The sequence below is a fragment of the Phenylobacterium sp. genome (genome assembly GCF_037138395.1).
In the GTDB taxonomy this organism is placed as follows: domain Bacteria; phylum Pseudomonadota; class Alphaproteobacteria; order Caulobacterales; family Caulobacteraceae; genus Phenylobacterium.
On the sequence record NZ_JBAXIM010000004.1, the window covers coordinates 1 to 16,579 of the forward strand.

The 16,579-nt window shown below is 68.0% G+C and carries 15 protein-coding genes and 1 pseudogene; 10 read left to right on the forward strand and 6 right to left on the reverse strand.

Annotated features, from left to right (window positions below):
* Both WCJ52_RS00520 and WCJ52_RS00525 read left to right on the forward strand, forming a co-directional pair.
* Positions 1-184, forward strand: a pseudogene (locus WCJ52_RS00520) (hypothetical protein); the annotation flags it as partial.
* A gap of 31 nt (positions 185-215) precedes the next feature.
* Positions 216-1,703, forward strand: coding sequence for a carotenoid oxygenase family protein (locus WCJ52_RS00525; protein ID WP_336901328.1), 1,488 nt, complete (start codon positions 216-218; stop codon positions 1,701-1,703).
* Here the strand turns inward: WCJ52_RS00525 and WCJ52_RS00530 are convergent.
* Positions 1,672-2,469 (reverse strand): DUF1295 domain-containing protein, encoded by a 798-nt coding sequence (locus tag WCJ52_RS00530; RefSeq protein ID WP_336901329.1) that lies wholly within the window; start codon positions 2,467-2,469, stop codon positions 1,672-1,674. The genes WCJ52_RS00525 and WCJ52_RS00530 overlap by 32 nt on opposite strands.
* Positions 2,470-2,653: 184 nt before the next feature.
* Here WCJ52_RS00530 and WCJ52_RS00535 point away from each other — a divergent pair, with 184 nt between their 5' ends.
* Positions 2,654-4,066, forward strand: a complete 1,413-nt coding sequence (locus tag WCJ52_RS00535; RefSeq protein WP_336901330.1) for an AMP-binding protein — start codon at positions 2,654-2,656, stop codon at positions 4,064-4,066.
* Between the two features lie 84 nt (positions 4,067-4,150).
* Complete coding sequence (locus tag WCJ52_RS00540; protein WP_336901331.1) at positions 4,151-4,432, forward strand: hypothetical protein; 282 nt, start codon at positions 4,151-4,153, stop codon at positions 4,430-4,432.
* 7 nt (positions 4,433-4,439) lie between these two features.
* On the opposite strand, the gene WCJ52_RS00545 is transcribed toward WCJ52_RS00540, so the two are convergent.
* Positions 4,440-5,240: a DUF169 domain-containing protein gene (locus tag WCJ52_RS00545; RefSeq protein ID WP_336901332.1), complete on the reverse strand. Its 801-nt coding sequence runs from the start codon at positions 5,238-5,240 to the stop codon at positions 4,440-4,442.
* Between the two features lie 163 nt (positions 5,241-5,403).
* Here WCJ52_RS00545 and WCJ52_RS00550 point away from each other — a divergent pair, with 163 nt between their 5' ends.
* The 3 genes from WCJ52_RS00550 to WCJ52_RS00560 all read left to right on the forward strand — a co-directional run bounded on the left by WCJ52_RS00550 (position 5,404) and on the right by WCJ52_RS00560 (position 7,761).
* Complete coding sequence (locus tag WCJ52_RS00550; protein ID WP_336901333.1) at positions 5,404-6,747, forward strand: L,D-transpeptidase family protein; 1,344 nt, start codon at positions 5,404-5,406, stop codon at positions 6,745-6,747.
* A gap of 68 nt (positions 6,748-6,815) precedes the next feature.
* Positions 6,816-7,340, forward strand: a complete 525-nt coding sequence (locus WCJ52_RS00555) for a DUF882 domain-containing protein (protein WP_336901334.1) — start codon at positions 6,816-6,818, stop codon at positions 7,338-7,340.
* A 25-nt stretch (positions 7,341-7,365) separates the two neighbouring features.
* Positions 7,366-7,761, forward strand: a complete 396-nt coding sequence (locus WCJ52_RS00560; protein WP_336901335.1) for a hypothetical protein — start codon at positions 7,366-7,368, stop codon at positions 7,759-7,761.
* A gap of 20 nt (positions 7,762-7,781) precedes the next feature.
* Here WCJ52_RS00560 and WCJ52_RS00565 read toward each other — a convergent pair whose 3' ends face one another.
* From WCJ52_RS00565 to WCJ52_RS00580, 4 genes are read right to left on the reverse strand one after another with little or no spacing between them, the layout of a single operon-like run.
* Entirely contained in the window at positions 7,782-8,651 is an 870-nt protein-coding gene (locus WCJ52_RS00565; protein WP_336901336.1) for a phytanoyl-CoA dioxygenase family protein, read from the reverse strand.
* 11 nt (positions 8,652-8,662) lie between these two features.
* A complete protein-coding gene (locus tag WCJ52_RS00570) occupies positions 8,663-9,094 on the reverse strand; it encodes a hypothetical protein (protein ID WP_336901337.1) in 432 nt (143 codons plus the stop codon).
* 7 nt (positions 9,095-9,101) lie between these two features.
* Entirely contained in the window at positions 9,102-10,703 is a 1,602-nt protein-coding gene (locus WCJ52_RS00575; protein WP_336901338.1) for a GMC family oxidoreductase, read from the reverse strand.
* Positions 10,704-10,751: 48 nt separating this feature from the next.
* Complete coding sequence (locus tag WCJ52_RS00580; protein ID WP_336901339.1) at positions 10,752-11,522, reverse strand: class II aldolase/adducin family protein; 771 nt, start codon at positions 11,520-11,522, stop codon at positions 10,752-10,754.
* A gap of 173 nt (positions 11,523-11,695) precedes the next feature.
* Here WCJ52_RS00580 and WCJ52_RS00585 point away from each other — a divergent pair, with 173 nt between their 5' ends.
* From WCJ52_RS00585 to alaS, 3 genes are all read left to right on the forward strand, one after another.
* On the forward strand, positions 11,696-12,505 hold the full coding sequence (locus WCJ52_RS00585) for an SDR family oxidoreductase (protein ID WP_336901340.1): 810 nt from the start codon (positions 11,696-11,698) through the stop codon (positions 12,503-12,505).
* Between the two features lie 155 nt (positions 12,506-12,660).
* Complete coding sequence (gene recA, locus WCJ52_RS00590; RefSeq protein ID WP_336901341.1) at positions 12,661-13,731, forward strand: recombinase RecA; 1,071 nt, start codon at positions 12,661-12,663, stop codon at positions 13,729-13,731.
* Positions 13,732-13,920: 189 nt separating this feature from the next.
* Positions 13,921-16,557 (forward strand): alanine--tRNA ligase, encoded by a 2,637-nt coding sequence (gene alaS, locus WCJ52_RS00595; RefSeq protein WP_336901342.1) that lies wholly within the window; start codon positions 13,921-13,923, stop codon positions 16,555-16,557.
* The last annotated feature ends 22 nt before the right edge of the window (positions 16,558-16,579 follow it).

The following is a 16,579-nucleotide window of genomic DNA, read 5'->3' on the forward strand; positions in this document are numbered from 1 at the left end:
GCCCTGCGGGGCCTTCTTTGATCCGCCCGCAGAGGGACCGGACGAGGCGGTGGTCCGTTGCCCGGACTGTAACGCCCGGATCGGTGTTGCCGGGGACTTCCGCCAGACCCCGCCTCCGGCCCGGCTCCGGGCCCGGCCCATGCGCCAGGGACCGCGGCTCGACGGGGACGGGCCGGAGGTCTAGTCTGACCTGCTGCACCCAGCCGAGGTCCGCCATGCCCCTCCGTCGACAGTCCCCGGTCCTGACGACCCTCCGGGAGACGAACCACCCCTACCTGACCGGTGCCTGGACCCCTCTCCACGAGGAGGTGGACCTTCCGGACCCAGAGGTCATCGAGGGCCGCATCCCCGAGGACCTCGAAGGCGTTTACCTGCGCAATACCGAGAACCCGGTTCATCAGCCCCTGGGGCGCTATCACCCGTTCGACGGCGACGGGATGATCCACAGGATGGTCTTCCGGGGCGGACGCGCCAGCTATGCCAACCGCTTCGTGCGCACCCGTGGCTTCCAGGCCGAACAGGAGGCGGGAGGCGCCCTCTGGGGCGGGCTGGCCGATCCCGTCCAACTGGCCAAGCGGCCGGGCTTTGGTGCCCATGGTGCCCTGAAGGACTCGTCCTCGACCGACATACTGGTCCACGCCGGGACCGCCCTTTCGACCTTCTACCAGTGCGGCGAGGGCTACCGGCTGGATCCCATCACCCTTGAGACCCTGGGCGTTGAGGCCTGGACCCCCATCGACGGGATCTCCGCTCATCCCAAGGTGGACGCGCGCACTGGCGAGCTGATGTTCTTCAACTATTCCAAACATGCGCCCTACCTGCATTACGGACTGGTCGGGGCGGACAACCGGTTGAAGGTCCTGCAGGCCATCGACCTTCCTGGGCCGCGCCTGCCGCACGACATGGCCTTCACCGAGCGCTTCGTGATCCTGAACGACCTGCCGGTGTTCTGGGATGCGGACCTTCTGGCGCGGGGCATACACGCGGTGCGCCTGCATGAGGGCCTGCCCAGCCGGTTCGCCATCCTGCCCCGGGAAGGCGGGACGCCGCGCTGGTTCGAGGCCGCGCCCACCTATGTCCTGCACTGGCTGAACGCCTATGAGGACGGCGACGAGGTGGTCCTGGACGGTTATTTCCAGGACGAGCCCATGCCCCAGCCCCGGGCCGACGCCCCCCCCGGCTTCGGCCACATGATGGCCTACCTGGATGAGATGAGCTTTCGTCCGCACCTGCACCGCTGGCGCTTCAACCTGCGGGATGGCTCGACCCGGGAGGAAAGGCTGGACCCCAGGATCATGGAGTTCGGCATGATCAATGGCCGCTACGCCGGGCTACCTTACCGCTATGCCTATTCCACACTGCCCGAACCCGGCTGGTTCCTGTTCAACGGCTTCGTAAAGTCTGACCTCGAGACCGGGGCGTCCACGGAATACCGCCTGCCGCCGGGGGTCTTCGCAAGCGAGGCGCCCTTTGCGCCGAGGCGAGATGCGACCGCCGAGGATGACGGCTACCTGGTCAGTTTCCTGATTGACGAGAACCGGCAGGCTTCGGAATGCATCCTGCTGGACGCCCGCAAGATTGAGGACGGCCCGGTCTGCCGGATCGCCCTGCCGCACAAGATCTCCAGCGGGACCCACGCCGTCTGGGCGGGTCCGGAGAGGATCCCCGACTTCAGCTCACGCGCTTCGGCGGCATGGGAATGAAGCTGGAGGTCCGCGCCACATAGTCGGCGTAGTCGGGCTTCTTCCGACGCATGGGCCCTTCGGTGGTGGGCACGCCACTCCAGCGGGTCAGCAGGAAGGTCAGAAGGGCCGGACCCACGATGGACAGGGCACCCAGCAGGCCAGTGTCTGCAGCGATCAGATAGAGGCCCCACCAGGTGCAGGCGTCACCGAAATAGTTGGGGTGGCGCGTGTAGCGCCACAGTCCCGTGTCGAGCACCTTGCCCGCATTGTCCGGATTGGCCTTGAAGCGCACCAGCTGGGCGTCGCCGATGGTCTCGAAGAGGATGCCTGTCACCGCCAGGGCGGCGCCGGCCCAGGCCAGCGGCCCCAGGCTTGCCGGCCCCGAGGACTGGCCCAGCTGAACCGGCAGGCAGACGATGAACTGCAGGAGCGCCTGGAGGGAGAAGACGTAGATCAGGCTGGCCGTGGCGAAGTCCCAGCCCTTCTTCTCCTTGGCGTCGGCCATCATGCGGGTATAGCGGCGGTCGGCCCCGTGCTGGCGCCAGCGCCAGAAGAGGTAGATCCCCAGCCGCAGACCCCAGGCCGCGCACAGCAGGGTGAGCAGGACCGCATGCGGGCCGCCCCCCGACTGAAGGTAGGTGGAGACCGCGATCACCACCATGCCTGCGCCCCACCAGCTGTCGATGAAGCTGGGGTCCTTCAGGGCGACGGCCACGCGCCAGAGGACCAGGAAGCAGAGGGCCGAAACCCCCGCATTGACCGCCAGAACCGCGCCGATCCCCATATCCGTCCTCCTGACGATGATTGTCTGCCTGCAGGAGAGAGACCTGCCAGCGTAGCTGTCAATGCATGGCTGGGATCGCAGGCCCTCGCAAGAGTCGTGAAAGGGCGCTGGGGGTTGGGGTCTTGGGGTCCGTCGTGCTAGCCGAGGCGTCTGCGCCGCCGGAGATGCGGGCCAGGGAGGGAACATGTCGGACAATCTCTATGATCTTCTGGCGTCCCGGTTTCCGTCGGACCGGAGCCGTCCCTGCTTTCTCCAGCCCGGCCTGGAACCGGTCAGTTACGGCGACCTGGAGGATCGCACCGCACGGGTCGCAAACCTGCTGAGGCGGCGGGGCGCGGTGCCTGGCGAGCGGGTCGCCCTGCAGGTCGAGAAGTCTGTGGACGCGGTGGTGATCTACCTCGCGACCTTGAGGGCGGGCGCGGTCTTCCTGCCCCTGAACGCGGCCTACACGCCTGCGGAGGTGGACTATTTCCTGAAGGACGCCGAGCCCGTCGTCTTCATCCAGGACGCCGGGGCCTTCGTGGCAGAGGCGGCGGCCCTTGATCCCGACCCTCGGGTGGAGCCCCGCGCGGCGTCTGACCTGGCCTCACTCATCTACACCAGCGGCACCACGGGGCGCTCCAAGGGGGCCATGCTGACCCACGGCGCCCTGGCCGCCAACGCCCTGGCCCTGCACGAAGCCTGGGGCTTCTCGCCGGACGACGTCCTGCTGCACGCCCTGCCGATCTTCCATGTCCACGGCCTGTTCGTGGCTCTCCACTGCGCCTTCCTTTCAGGCGGCCCCATGGTCTGGCTCAACCGATTCGAGGACGCGGCCGTCCTGGAGGGCCTGTCCCGGTCAACGGTCATGATGGGGGTTCCGACCTTCTACACCCGGCTCCTCGCCAACCCAGGCCTGACCCGGGAAGCGGTGGCCCACATGCGCCTGTTCATCAGCGGCTCGGCGCCCCTCCTGGAAAGCGCGTTCGAGGCCTTCGAGGTCAGGACGGGCCATCGGATCCTTGAACGCTACGGCATGAGCGAGGCGGTGATCATCACCACCAATCCGCTCGAGGGCGAACGTATCGCCGGGTCGGTGGGCTTTCCCCTGCCGGGTGTCGAGCTTCGCATCGGGGGCGGGGAGGCGACCGGGGTCATCGAGATCCGGGGCCCCAGCGTCTTCTCGGGCTATTGGCGCATGCCGGAGAAGACCCGGGAGGAATTCACTTCGGATGGCTACTTCATCACCGGGGATGTCGGCCGGGTCGATCCGGACGGCCGGCTCTGGATCTCTGGCCGGGCCAAGGACCTGATCATCTCCGGCGGCTACAATGTCTATCCCAAGGAGGTGGAGCTTATCCTCGATGAGCTTCCCGGGATCCGCGAGAGCGCCGTGATCGGGGTTCCCCATCCGGACTTTGGCGAGGGCGTGGTTGCTGTGGTCGAGGCCGAGAGCCCGGCGCCGGACGAGGCCAGCCTCATCGCCAGGCTTCGCAGCCAGCTGGCGCCCTACAAGACGCCCAAGCGCGTGGTCTTCGTGGACTCCCTACCAAGGAACGCCATGGGAAAGGTCCAGAAGGCCCAACTCCGCCAGACCTGGGGTCACCTCTTCAAGTGATCACAAGCCGGTGAGCCCCGATTGACCCGCGCCCGATCCTGTGAACTCTTTGTAAAGGTTGATTGACCTCAGGGGGGCTGTCGAATGGGTGCGGGCTCTCTCGTGCTAGCGGTTCACATCATCGGCGGGATCGTCGGCGGCTGCATGCTTTGCAACCTGCTTCGGTCCGCAGATACCGGGCCCTTCGGCAACGCGCTTCTGGGTGCGGTTGGGGGTGTCTTCGGGGCCGGTGTTGTGTTCGCCCTGTCACCGGCCTTCGCCGCCCTTCCGGGTCTGTCCGGGCCCCTGGTTGCAGGCATCCTCGCCGGCGCCGTCACGGTTATGCTGGCGGGCCTGGGCGTCAACGCGCTTCGCCGCCGCGCCTGAGGCGACCTCAGCCGTTCCCGTAGCTTACCGCCATGCCGGCGCGGACGTCCTGCTGCACGCCGTATTGGGGGAAGGGATACCGGAAGCCGTTGCGCGCCAGGGCCTTCATTCCGGCCAGGGCCTTGAAGAGGTATTCTGGCGGGGTCGCCATCAGCATTTCATCATCGAGGACTCCCCCGTAGCGACGCTCGGCGAAGCACGGGATGGACAGGCTCGGCGTCCGGGTCGTCAGGGCCCGGCCCCAGGAATCGGCGCAGGCGGACTCTCCCACCACGCCCCAGTCGAAGCGCTTGTAGCCCGACCACTGCAAGCCGTTGATGAAGTACATCATGGCTCCCGGGGTGGCGTAAAAGAGGGCGATGTCGGGTTCGCCGAGCCGGCCGCTGGCCAGGGGCGAGACCGCCAGGGCCTCGAACTGCCCGTCCGGGACGCAGTGCATGGCCGCCTGGTGCGCCGCCGCGCCAGCCTCGTCCTCGAACCAGACCCCCTTCATGTGCCGTCCCGAGAGCCAGTCGTCGGTCTTGGCGCTCCCCAGGCCGACCACCGCCCGGCACTGGGCGCCCACGAGGTCGTCTGCGGTGACGCCCACCGTCCAGCCCAGGCGCGAGGCCTGGCCCACCACCTGGTCCAGGGTGTGGACGGCGCTGGGTCGGCGGATGCGGGGTATGGCCTCCATATCCGCCCGGTGCTCGAACATCTTCATGGCGAAGGGAATGGAGCGCAGGCGCAGGGTCTGCTCGAGCTCCGCCGAAAGAGCGGCCCAGTCGGTCGATCCCTCCGGATTGCCGGTTCCTTGCGCATCCGTCATGTCCGATCCTCCCACCGTCAGGTATTTGGCCCATCCTTGATCCGTATCGCTGCGGAGGGAAGGGGTCTTGGAGCCTTGCGGGCATTGCGGACGGGCCCCACCGTCGCCTACCCTCGCTCCCGTCTGGGCGCGCTGGCGTCGCCGGTGCCCTTCGGAGCCCCCGATGAAACTGAAGTTCGCCTTGCTGGTCCTGGTCCTTGCGCTTGCGGGCGGTGCCGGCGCCTGGGCCGCGCCTCCCCCCAGCCTCTCCCTGTCTCCGCCAGAGCGCTCAGCCCTGCTGTCAGCCTTCGTCAGGGCCGGGCGAGCGCAACCCGCCCCGGCCATCCCCGATGCCGAACTCTGGACCCGCGTGGAGCGTCTCGCCGCCATCGAGCTTGGCCAGACCCTGAAGCCCGGCGACCTCGACCCCCTCTGGGCCCTGGCCGCCCCGCCGAGGCAGGTCGGCCGCGAGATGTCGGAGGCCCACGCCGCAGGCCGCCTTCAAGCCTGGGCCGGCGCCCTCTCCCCCGGTGACGAGGCCTATGCGGCGCTGGCGAGGACCCGCCTGCATCTCTCCGAGGTCGCCCGGACGGGTGGCTGGCCCCGCCTTGCCGAAGGCCGGGCCCTTCGACAGGGCGACATTGGCCCCGGGGTCCTGGCGCTCAGGCGACGCCTGGAGGCGGAGGGTGACGTCGCCTCTGGCGGTCCGGCACCGGATCACTTCGGCCCCGACCTGCGCAGTGCCCTGTCTGACTACCAGCTTCGCAGCGGACTCGACGTGGACGGCGTCCTCGGCCCCGCGACGCTCCGCCACTTCAACACCCCGGCAGAATTCCGTCTCGCCCAGGTCGACGCCAATATGGAGCGGCGGCGCTGGCTGCCGCGGTCCCTGCCGCAGGACCGGCTGGAAATCGACACAGGGGCGGCGACTGGAGCCCTCTACAGGGGCGGGCGAATCGTCCACGCCTTCCGGGTGATCCCCGGGTCGGTCAAGGACCCGACGCCGATCTTCGCCTCAAGCCTCAACACCATCGTCCTGAACCCGCCCTGGAACGTCCCGGACCGCATCGCCCGGGAGGAGATCCTGCCCAAGGCGGCCCGCGATCCCGGCTACCTGGCGCGCAACGGCTACGTGCGCATCGGGGGTCGCCTTCAGCAACCGCCTGGACCGAAGGCGGCCCTCGGGCTCGTCAAGTTCGACCTCGTCAGCCCCTTTGGGGTCTACCTGCACGACACGCCGGGACGGGACGCCTTTAATCGACGGGAACGCCATCTCAGCCATGGCTGCATGCGGGTGGAGTCCCCCCAGGTCCTGGCCGACCTTCTGCTGGCCCCACAGGGCCGGGGTGGGAAGCGGATGCAGGTGGATATCGCGACGGGTGCGACCCTGCGCATCGCCCTGACCCGGCAGGAGCCCCTTTATGTCGTCCACTGGACGGCGATCCCGGGACTGGACGGCCGCATCAGCTATCTCGACGATGTCTACGGCTGGGACGCCCGCCTCGCCGCCGCCCTTCCGGGCGTGTGATCCGCTCCGGCTTGCCAGGCGGCTGCGCGTCGGGCACACAGGCCTCGGGGCGCAGAGGAGACCTGTCCATGATCGGACGCCGCAGGCTTCTGGCCGGAGCCCTCGGGTTCGCCGCACCCGCCCTACTGGCCAGGGAGGCCCTGGCCTCCGCGCCACGGCAACTTTCCCTCGTGAACCTTCATACTGGTGAAAAGCTGGCCGCGACCTATTTCGAAGGTGGCCGCTACGTGCCCGACGCGCTTGCGGCTCTGGATCGGGTCCTGAGGGATCACCGGACGGGCGAAGTCCACCCCATGGCGCCGGGGCTTCTGGACCTGGTGGCGGGTCTCGCCGGCCAGGTCGGCCGCCCGGGAGCCGTGCAGGTCATCTCCGGCTATCGTTCGCCGGCCAGTAACGCTGCCCTCCACGCCAACTCGTCAGGCGTTGCGACGCGCAGCCTCCACATGCAGGGCATGGCCATGGACATCCGGATTCCCGGGGTGTCTCTGGCCCGGCTCCGGGACACCGCCCTCGCCCTGGGGCGTGGCGGCGTGGGATATTATCCGGACTCCGACTTTGTTCACGTGGATGTCGGAAAAGTCCGGCAATGGTAGAAACCTAACTCGAGAGGAAAAACTCATGGACATCAACGACATCATTGCGGGCGTCAGCCAGAATCCCGCCCTGGCCGAGACCATCGGCAAGCTCGGGATTGACCCGGCGCTTGCTCAGACCGCCCTTAGCGGCGTCCTGAGCCAGCTCTCCCAGGGACATGACGTGACCAATATCGCCTCGGGCGTCGCGGAGACCGCCGGTCTGGACGTCTCTCATGTAATGGCAATGCTCCCCGGCGTGGTCGCCGCGCTTCAGGGTCACGCGGGCGGCGCCGGCAGTGACCTTGTCAGCGGCCTGCTCGGCAAGCTTCAGGGCGGGGGGTTCGGCGATGTCCTGGCCTCGCTTGACGCCAACCACGACGGCGGCGTGGTCGATGACGCCGTAAACCTCATGAAGGGCTTCCTCAGCGGGAAGGCCTGACCCGTCGTCCGTCGGGGGCCTCAGGCCGGACGGCGAGCCGTCCTGTCACCGTGCAGGGCGTTGCGCCTGGCAAGGTAGGGGTCCTCGGCGGCGACATCTCCATAGTGACGCTGCATCTCCAGCCGGGGATCCTGGGCGAAGATGTGCCCAGAGCCCTTGGATGTGCGAAATCCCAGCAGATCCTGCAGCTCCGGGGCGAATCCCATCATCCGCCCCGGGCTGATCCCCAGCATGAGGTTCTCCTGCTGGCGCATGGACCCATTGCAGTAGTTGATGGTCAGCGCCGCCCGGTCCCGGTCGGACCGGTTGGCCCCGGCCCCGTGGAAGCAGGTTCCCACCACGAAGGCGAGCCCGCCCGCCGGCATCAGCAGGGGTAGGGTGTCGTAGGCCGTGCGGGGGTCTGGGTCGTGGTCCCAGGTGTTGCTGCCGGGAACCACGCGGGTGGCGCCCGCCGCCTCAGTGAAGTCGGTCAGGGCCCACATGGTGTTGCACACCAGGTTGGGGTGGGGGCGCGGGAAGGCGTAGACGCCATCGTCCACGTGGATCGGCTGTGCCGGCTCACCCGGCCCGACGACAGCGCTGCCCATCGTCGACAGCAGGAAGCCCTCGCCCAGAACGTGGGGCAGGATCTGCAGGATCCAGGGATGTACCGCTACCCTCTGCCAGACCTCGCCGTCGTTCAGCAGGTCGAACCAGCGCCGGGTGACCCGCCCGGTGAAGGGACCGGGCGGAATGTCGCCCCCGGGCCGCACGCTCTCCAGCCGGTCCAGCTCGTCGCAGATCTCCTGGCGGAAGTCTGGTGGAATGGCGTCCGGAAGGATCGCGTAGCCGTCGCGTGCGATGCAGGCCACATGTTCGGCCACCTCGGCGTCGGACAGGGGCAGGAGCATGGCGGGTCCTCTCAGGTTGCGGGTCGCCAGAAGGGCGCCCGGGCCTTGACGGGAGCGAGGAGGGCCGGGTCGGCGTCCTCCAGGGGGTGGCCGAGGGGAAAGGGCGGCCGGGGCTCGAGGCCCAGGGCGGTCATCACCCGGTCGTCCCGGTAATAGTGCATCAGCGCCAGGGCGTAGAGGGCACCCGCATCGGGGCCCCAGGCCTGCACCAGTCGGGCTTCAAGGGTTTCGCGGTCCATCAGGGCCAGCGTTCCCGGCCCCTCGCCAAGGTCGGGGGTGAGGCGGCGCAGGGCGTCGGCCGAGGCCCCGGCCCCCCTGGCGATCTCGGCGAAGATTTCCGCGTCATCGGCACCCGGGACACCATAGGCCTGGCTCGCCGGGATCATGGCCCCGGCCAGGGCCCTCAGGTCGTCCAGCTCCGCGGGCGAAAGGGGGGCGGTCATGGGGGGCTCAATCGAACAGGTTGGCCAGGCGCGACTTGATCGCGTCGGCGACATAGAGGGCCAGGGCCTGGATGGTCGAGGTGGGGTTCACCCCCGCCGAGGTCACGAAGACGCTGCCGTCGATGATGAAGAGGTTCTTCACGTCGTGGCTGCGGCCCCATTCGTTGACCACCGAGGTCTGGGGGTCGAGGCCCATGCGCGCCGTGCCCATCAGGTGCCAGCCGCCGATGGACAGGGGCGACTCCGAATGCACATGCACGGCGCCCGCCGCCTTCAGGACCTCGCTCGCCCGGTCGATGGCGAAGGCCAGCATGCGCCGGCTGTTGTCGCTGAGGGTGTAGTCGATGCGCGGCGCGGGGATGCCGTGGGCGTCCTTCAGGTCGGGATCGAGGGTGACGCGATTGTGCAGTTCCGGCAGGTCCTCGCAGATGGCCACCATGCCGGTGGTCTTCTGGTGCAGCCGGCGGTAGGCCTCGTGGTGGCCGGCGCCGATGGGCAACTGGCCCCGGCCCATGCCAGACAGGGCGGTCATCACCGGACCCTGGCCCCGTGAGAACTCGTAGGTGAAGCCGCGCACAAAGCCCCTGCCCAGGTCGGTCTCGTAAAATTCCTGGCTCCACAGGCCGTTGGACGGGCCCCGCCCGCCGTCGAGGGTCTCCTCGAACCGGCCGGAAATATAGGCATAAGGGTGGAACATCAGGTTCCGGCCCACAAGGCCGCTGGAGTTGGCGAGGCCATCCGGGAAGCGCTTTGAGGTCGAGTTGAGCAGCAGGCGGGGGGTGCCGATCCCATTACAGGCGAGGATCACCACCTCAGCGCCCAGGAACCGCTCCACCCCCTCGGCGTCGTAATAGACCACGCCGGTCGCCCGGCCCTCGTCATTGATAGTGATCTCGCGCACCCGGCAGCGGGTGCGGACCTCGACCCCGGCCCGGCGGGCGAGGGGCCAGTAGGTGATATCGGTGCTGGCCTTGGCGCCCTGGGCGCAGCCGTGCAGGCAGTGGCCGAGGTTGATGCAGGGCGCGCGGCCCCCGTGCGATTCCGTGGCAACGGTGCTGTCCGAGGGCCACCAGTGCCAGCCTTTGGCGTTGAAGCCCCGCGCCACCGCCGCCCCGGCCCGCCCGAGAGGTATGGGCTTCATCCGCTCCGGTCGCGGCGGGTTGGCGGGGTCTCCCTGGAGGCCCGAGACCCCCATGATCCGGTCATTCTCATCGTAGAAGGGCTCGAGCGTGGCGTAGTCGATGGGCCAGTCCTCGCCCACGCCATCTAGGCTGTGCACCCGGAAGTCCGAGGGATGGAACCGGGGGAAGTGGCCCGCATAGAGCACCGTCCCGCCGCCAACGCCGTTGAAGTTGGCGATCTTGATCGGCGAGTTGTCCTCGTTGATCGGGTAGTCGCCCGGATTCCGCCTCTGGTTGGGGTTGAAGCTGAAGTCCGACATGGCCCTCAGTTCCCAGTCCCGTCCCGTGCTGGGATAGCGGGCGGGATCGGGCCAGTCGCCCTGCTCCAGGCAGACGATATGCATGCGGGTGTCGGACAGGCTCCAGGCCGCCGCCGCGCCGGAGGCCCCGGCGCCGATGATCACCACGTCGACGGACTCAACAGCCATCAGGCCCTCTCCGGACCGGCCCGGGGGCCGGCCCTGTCACCTAAGGGATCAGGCGTCGTAGCCGGGGCTCAGCCGGTCGAGGCGGCGCAGCAGGCCGGGCCAGGGCAGGGCACCGCCTACGCCGCGGCGGGTCTGCTCGTGAACCACCTCCTGGGCCGTACTGGGGGCGATCAGCACCCGGTCGCGGCCGGCAGCCAGGGCGTGGATCTGCACCTTGCAGGCCTGTTCCAGGGTGTACATGGCCCGGAAGCAGTCGCCGGCCGTGGAGCCCAGACCCAGGGTACCGTGGTTGCGCAGGATCATCAGGGGTTTGTCGCCGAGGTCCGCCACCAGCCGCTCGCGCTCGTCCAGGTTCAGGGCGATGCCCTCATAATCGTGGTAGGCAATCTTGTTGATCACCGTCAGGGCGAACTGGCTGAGGGGCATCAGCCCCTCGGTCTGGGCGGAGACGGCCACGCCGTACTCGGAATGCAGGTGCATGACGTAGTTGGCGTTTTCCACCGCCATATGCACGGCCGAGTGGATGGTGAAGCCCGCCGAATTCACGAAATAGGGCGTCTCCTGCAGGATGTTGCCGTCCCCGTCGATGCGGACCAGGGACGAGGCCGTGATCTCGTCCCAGAACAGGCCATAGGGGTTGAGGAGGAAGTGGTGCTCCGGGCCGGGGATCCGGGCGGAGATGTGGGTGTCCACCAGATCGTCCCAGCCAAACATCGCCACCAGCCGGTAGAGGGCCGCCAGCTCGACCCGCGCCTTCCATTCCGCTTCGGACACCCGCCCCTTCAGAGAAGCGATGTTCAGTCCCGATCCGTCGGCCATGGCCGTTCTCCCTCATGTCTTTGATGTGAGCCTAGACCAAACATACCGATGGCTCAAGATTTCGAAGCACCCGCAGGGGCTGCAGGATTTTGGGGTCCGCAGAGCTTGCGGCCTGCGGTTTGTCATCATACCCAGGTGTCAATATGGCGCGATCGCAGTGTGGGGAGGAAGACATGGGAAAACTTGACGGTAAGGTGGCGATGATCACCGGCGGCACCAGTGGCATTGGCGAGGCGACGGTGGAGCTCTTCGTCGCCGAGGGCGCGAAGGTGATGATCGTCGGGCGCAACGCAGACAAGGGCGCGCAGATGGTCGCCGCCCTGGGCGGCAATACCCGCTTCCACCGCGCCGACGTGCGCATCGAGGCCGAAATCAAGGCAGCGATCGACGCGACGGTGTCGGCGTTCGGGCGCCTCGATATCCTGTTCAACAACGCCGGCGGCGGCACCCAGGGCAATGTCACGGACTTCACCGAGGCCCAGTTCGACGACGCCATGCGCCTGCTGCTTTCCAGCACCCTCTACGGCATGAAGCACGCCGCGCCGGTCATGGCCGCCCAGGGCTGGGGTGCCATCATCAACAACTCCTCGGTGGCGGCCCTGCAGGCGCACCGCGGCGGCTACCTCTATTCCATCGCCAAGGCCGGGGTGACCCAGGCAACCAAGCTGGCCGGCATGGAACTCGGCCGGCTCGGGGTGACGGTGAACTGCATCTCGCCCGGTGGAATCGCCACGCCGATCTTCTTTGGGGGATCGGAGCGCGCCGTCACCATGGAGGCGGCCCACGTGGCGGCCTCCATGGCCAAGCTGGAGCGGAGCATCGCCAGGGCGACGCCGGTCCAGAAGACCGGCTATCCCCGGGACATCGCCTCGGCCGCCCTCTTCCTGGCCAGCGACGAGGGCCACTTCGTCAACTGCCACGACCTCGTGGTGGACGGTGGCATGACCTTTGGCGGACGCCCGGACTACACCCCGGGGACCTGATCCCAGGGCCTACGTCAAAACTGGACGCAACCCCTCGTTCATGGCGAAAGAGAACATCTTGCGAACAGAGAACAAACCGGGTACCGCTTTGTCATCGGCGATGGCGTCGATGGGCGGCCCTGGGCCGCGGAATCATGGGATAAGGACCTCGGATCATGTCCAATCAGTCGGCTTTGAGGCTCGTGGTGAAAGAAGACGGTGAAAAGCAGCGGGCCCTTGAGGCGGCGCTGACCCAGATTGACCGGGCCTTCGGCAAGGGCGCCGTGATGAAGCTCGGCGATAAGGCGAGCATGGAGGTCGAGGCGGTGTCCTCGGGCTCCCTCGGACTGGATATTGCTCTTGGTATTGGTGGCCTGCCCAAGGGGCGGATCATCGAGATCTACGGCCCGGAAAGCTCGGGCAAGACCACCCTGGCCCTGCACGTGGTGGCTGAGGTCCAGAAGGCTGGCGGCGCCGCCGCCTTCATCGATGCCGAGCACGCCCTGGATCCGGCCTATGCCCGCAAGCTGGGCGTCAACCTGGACGAACTCCTCGTCGCCCAGCCCGACACTGGCGAACAGGCTCTCGAGATCACCGATACCCTGGTGCGCTCAAACGCTATCGACGTGATCGTGATCGACTCGGTGGCGGCCCTGACCCCCCGGGCCGAGATCGAGGGCGAGATGGGCGATTCCCTTCCTGGCCTCCAGGCCCGCCTCATGAGCCAGGCCCTGCGTAAGCTCACGGCCTCGGTTTCCAAGACCAAGACCATGATCATCTTCATCAACCAGATCCGGATGAAGATCGGCGTCATGTACGGCTCGCCTGAGACGACTACGGGCGGCAACGCCCTGAAGTTCTACGCCTCTGTTCGCCTCGATATCCGCCGCACCGGGTCGGTGAAGATTCGGGACGAGATCGTCGGCAACAATGTCCGCGTGAAGGTGGTGAAGAACAAGGTGGCCCCACCCTTCCGCGAGGTCGAGTTCGACATCATGTACGGCGAGGGGATCTCCAAGCTGGGCGAAATCATCGACCTGGGCGTCAAGGCCGGAGTGGTCGAGAAGTCCGGCTCCTGGTTCTCCTGGAACAGCCAGCGCATCGGCCAGGGTCGCGACAACGTGCGCGAGTTCCTGCGGGCCAATCCCGACATCGCCAACCAGATCGAAGCCCAGGTGCGCGGGGCCCGCGAGGTCATCCAGGAAGAACTCCTGGTCGGCCCCACCGCCGAGGACGACGCGGACTGATCCCGGGCGGTGCCCCCGGGATACACGAACCGGCCCTGTGCAGCGCACCGGGCCGGAATCGGGAGCGGGCCCGCCTCAATCCTTGGCGAGCCCCTCCAAGTCCCTTAAACGGTCGAGCTTCCGCGGCGGCGCAGACGGACGTTTCCTACGTCCGCCGGCCTGCCGTCCCGCCAGTCCAGAAGCCGCACCATGCCCAGTCTGAATGACGTCCGCTCGACCTTCCTGAGCTATTTCCAGACGAATGGTCACCAGGTGATCCCCTCGGCACCCCTGGTGCCGCAGAACGACCCGACCCTCTTGTTCGTCAACGCGGGCATGGTGCCGTTCAAGAACTACTTCACGGGCGCCGAGACCCCGCCGACCTTGCGGGCGACCTCATCCCAGAAGTCGGTGCGCGCCGGCGGCAAGCACAACGACCTCGACAATGTCGGCTACACGGCCCGCCACCACACCTTCTTCGAGATGCTGGGGAACTTTTCCTTCGGCGACTATTTCAAGGAAGGTGCCATTGAGCTGGCCTGGGGCCTGCTGACCCGCACCTTCGGCATCCCCGCCGAGAAGCTGTGCGTGACCGTCTACCATACCGACGACGAGGCCGCGGACCTGTGGAAGCGGATCGCGGGCCTGCCGGACCACAAGATCATCCGTATCGCCACCAGCGACAACTTCTGGTCCATGGGGGACACCGGTCCGTGCGGCCCCTGCTCGGAAATCTTCTACGACCACGGCGAGCACATCTGGGGCGGGCCGCCCGGCAGTCCTGAGGAGGATGGCGACCGCTTTGTCGAGATCTGGAATCTCGTCTTCATGCAGTTCGAGCAGCTGGCCGACGGGACCCGCCGGCCCCTGCCCAAGCCGCAGATCGACACCGGCATGGGACTGGAGCGCATCGTTGCCGTCCTGCAGGGCGTGCACGACAATTATGACACCGACCTCTTCCGCACCCTGATCGCGGCCTCGCAGGGCTTGGTGGGCGAGGGCGGTGAGCCTGCCTCCCACCGGGTCATTGCCGACCATCTGCGTTCCACCAGCTTCCTGATCGCCGACGGCGTCTCGCCCTCCAACGAGGGGCGCGGCTATGTCCTGCGCCGGATCATGCGCCGGGCCATGCGCCACGCCCACCTGTTGGGAGCCCAGGAGCCCCTGATGCATCGCCTGGCGCCGATCCTGGTGGCCGAGATGGGCGAGGCCTATCCCGAGCTGCGGCGGGCCGAGCCGGTCATCGTCGAGACCCTGCGCCAGGAGGAGGAGCGATTCCGGCGCACCCTGGGCCGTGGCATGTCCCTCCTGGAGGAGGCGACCACCGGCCTTGGGGAGGGCGACCGGCTACCTGGCGAAACCGCTTTCCGGCTCTATGACACTTACGGCTTTCCCCTCGACCTGACCCAGGACGCCCTGCGCGCCCGGGGCGTGGCGGTGGACCTGGATGGCTTCCAGGAGGCCATGAAGCGCCAGCGCGAAATGGCCCGGGAGGCCTGGACGGGGTCTGGTCAGGCGGCGGCGGCAGCGGAGTGGTTTGGCATCCGCGAGCGCCTCGGGGCCACCGAGTTCCTGGGCTACGACCGGACGGAGGCCGAGGGCGAACTGGTCGGTCTGGTGAAGGACGGCGCCGAGGTCACCTCCGCCGCTACCGGAGAGACCGTCTTCGCGGTCTTCGACTGCACACCCTTCTATGCCGAGAGCGGCGGCCAGGCGGGGGATGTGGGACTGGCGACCTGGCCGGGTGGTCGGGGCCGCGTCCTGGATACGCAAAAGCAGGCTGGTGATCTTTTCATCCATGAAGTCGAGATCCTGGAAGGAACGCTTCGGGCGGGTCACCGGGTCCGGCTGGCGGTAGACTCCGATCTTCGCCGTACCACCCGCGCCAACCACTCGGCGGCTCACCTCCTGCATTCGGCCCTGAGGCGGGTCCTTGGCCCCCACGTGTCCCAGAAGGGCCAGATGGTGGACGGCGAGCGGGTCCGCTTCGACTTCAGCCATGGCGGGCCGGTCAACCCCGCCGAGATCGAGGCCATCGAGGCCGAGGTCAATGCCGTCATTCGCCAGAACCAGGCGGCCCGGACCGAGGAGATGGCGCCCGACGAGGCCATCGCCGCCGGCGCCGTCGCCCTCTTCGGCGAGAAGTACGGGGACTCCGTCCGGGTCCTGACCCTGGGCGCGGCCCTGGAGGGCGAGGGCGCCTATTCCGTGGAGCTCTGCGGCGGCACCCACGTGAACCGGACTGGGGACATCGCCCTGTTCAAGATCGTCTCTGAGGGCGGCGTCGCCGCCGGCGTGAGGCGGATCGAGGGCCTGACCGGCGAGGCGGCCCGCCGCTGGCTGGTCGAGCAGGCTTCGGTGGCCCGCAGTCTCTCCGAGCAGTTCCGCACGCCCGTATCGGAGGTCCTTGCCCGGGTCGAGTCCCTGGAGGCCCAGCGCCGGAAGCTCGAGAAGGACCTGGCCGAGGCCAAGCGCCAGCTCGCCATGGGCGGGAGCGGCCAGGGCGCCGGGGAGATCGAGGATGTCGGAGGCGTCAAGCTCCTGGCCCGGATCCTGGATGGCGTCGGCGGCAAGGACCTGCGGCCCATCGCCGAGGAGTTCAAGAAGCAGGTCCCGAACGGCGTCATCGCCCTGGTCGGTACGGCGGACGGCAAGGCAACCGCGAATGTCGCGGTCACCGGCACCGCCATCCATAGCCTAAGCGCCGTCGATCTCGTGCGGGCCGCCGTTCTAGCCATGGGCGGGCAGGGGGCGGGCGGTCGTCCGGACTTCGCCCAGGGCGGAGCCCCTGACGCCGCGCGCGCTGAGGAGGGCCTGGCCGCGATCCGGGCCCTGCTCGCAGGCTGAGGCGGCGCGCGGGGCCTTGCCT

Coding starts and splice junctions, on each gene's coding strand:
- WCJ52_RS00570 (WP_336901337.1), bottom strand. CDS start 9,094: ATGACCGCCCCCCTTTCGCCCGCGGAGCTGGACGACCTGAGGGCCCTG.
- WCJ52_RS00565 (WP_336901336.1), bottom strand. CDS start 8,651: ATGCTCCTGCCCCTGTCCGACGCCGAGGTGGCCGAACATGTGGCCTGC.
- WCJ52_RS00575 (WP_336901338.1), bottom strand. CDS start 10,703: ATGGCTGTTGAGTCCGTCGACGTGGTGATCATCGGCGCCGGGGCCTCC.
- WCJ52_RS00550 (WP_336901333.1), top strand. CDS start 5,404: ATGAAACTGAAGTTCGCCTTGCTGGTCCTGGTCCTTGCGCTTGCGGGC.
- WCJ52_RS00535 (WP_336901330.1), top strand. CDS start 2,654: ATGTCGGACAATCTCTATGATCTTCTGGCGTCCCGGTTTCCGTCGGAC.
- WCJ52_RS00585 (WP_336901340.1), top strand. CDS start 11,696: ATGGGAAAACTTGACGGTAAGGTGGCGATGATCACCGGCGGCACCAGT.
- recA (WP_336901341.1), top strand. CDS start 12,661: ATGTCCAATCAGTCGGCTTTGAGGCTCGTGGTGAAAGAAGACGGTGAA.
- WCJ52_RS00525 (WP_336901328.1), top strand. CDS start 216: ATGCCCCTCCGTCGACAGTCCCCGGTCCTGACGACCCTCCGGGAGACG.
- WCJ52_RS00555 (WP_336901334.1), top strand. CDS start 6,816: ATGATCGGACGCCGCAGGCTTCTGGCCGGAGCCCTCGGGTTCGCCGCA.
- WCJ52_RS00545 (WP_336901332.1), bottom strand. CDS start 5,240: ATGACGGATGCGCAAGGAACCGGCAATCCGGAGGGATCGACCGACTGG.
- WCJ52_RS00560 (WP_336901335.1), top strand. CDS start 7,366: ATGGACATCAACGACATCATTGCGGGCGTCAGCCAGAATCCCGCCCTG.
- alaS (WP_336901342.1), top strand. CDS start 13,921: ATGCCCAGTCTGAATGACGTCCGCTCGACCTTCCTGAGCTATTTCCAG.
- WCJ52_RS00530 (WP_336901329.1), bottom strand. CDS start 2,469: ATGGGGATCGGCGCGGTTCTGGCGGTCAATGCGGGGGTTTCGGCCCTC.
- WCJ52_RS00540 (WP_336901331.1), top strand. CDS start 4,151: ATGGGTGCGGGCTCTCTCGTGCTAGCGGTTCACATCATCGGCGGGATC.
- WCJ52_RS00580 (WP_336901339.1), bottom strand. CDS start 11,522: ATGGCCGACGGATCGGGACTGAACATCGCTTCTCTGAAGGGGCGGGTG.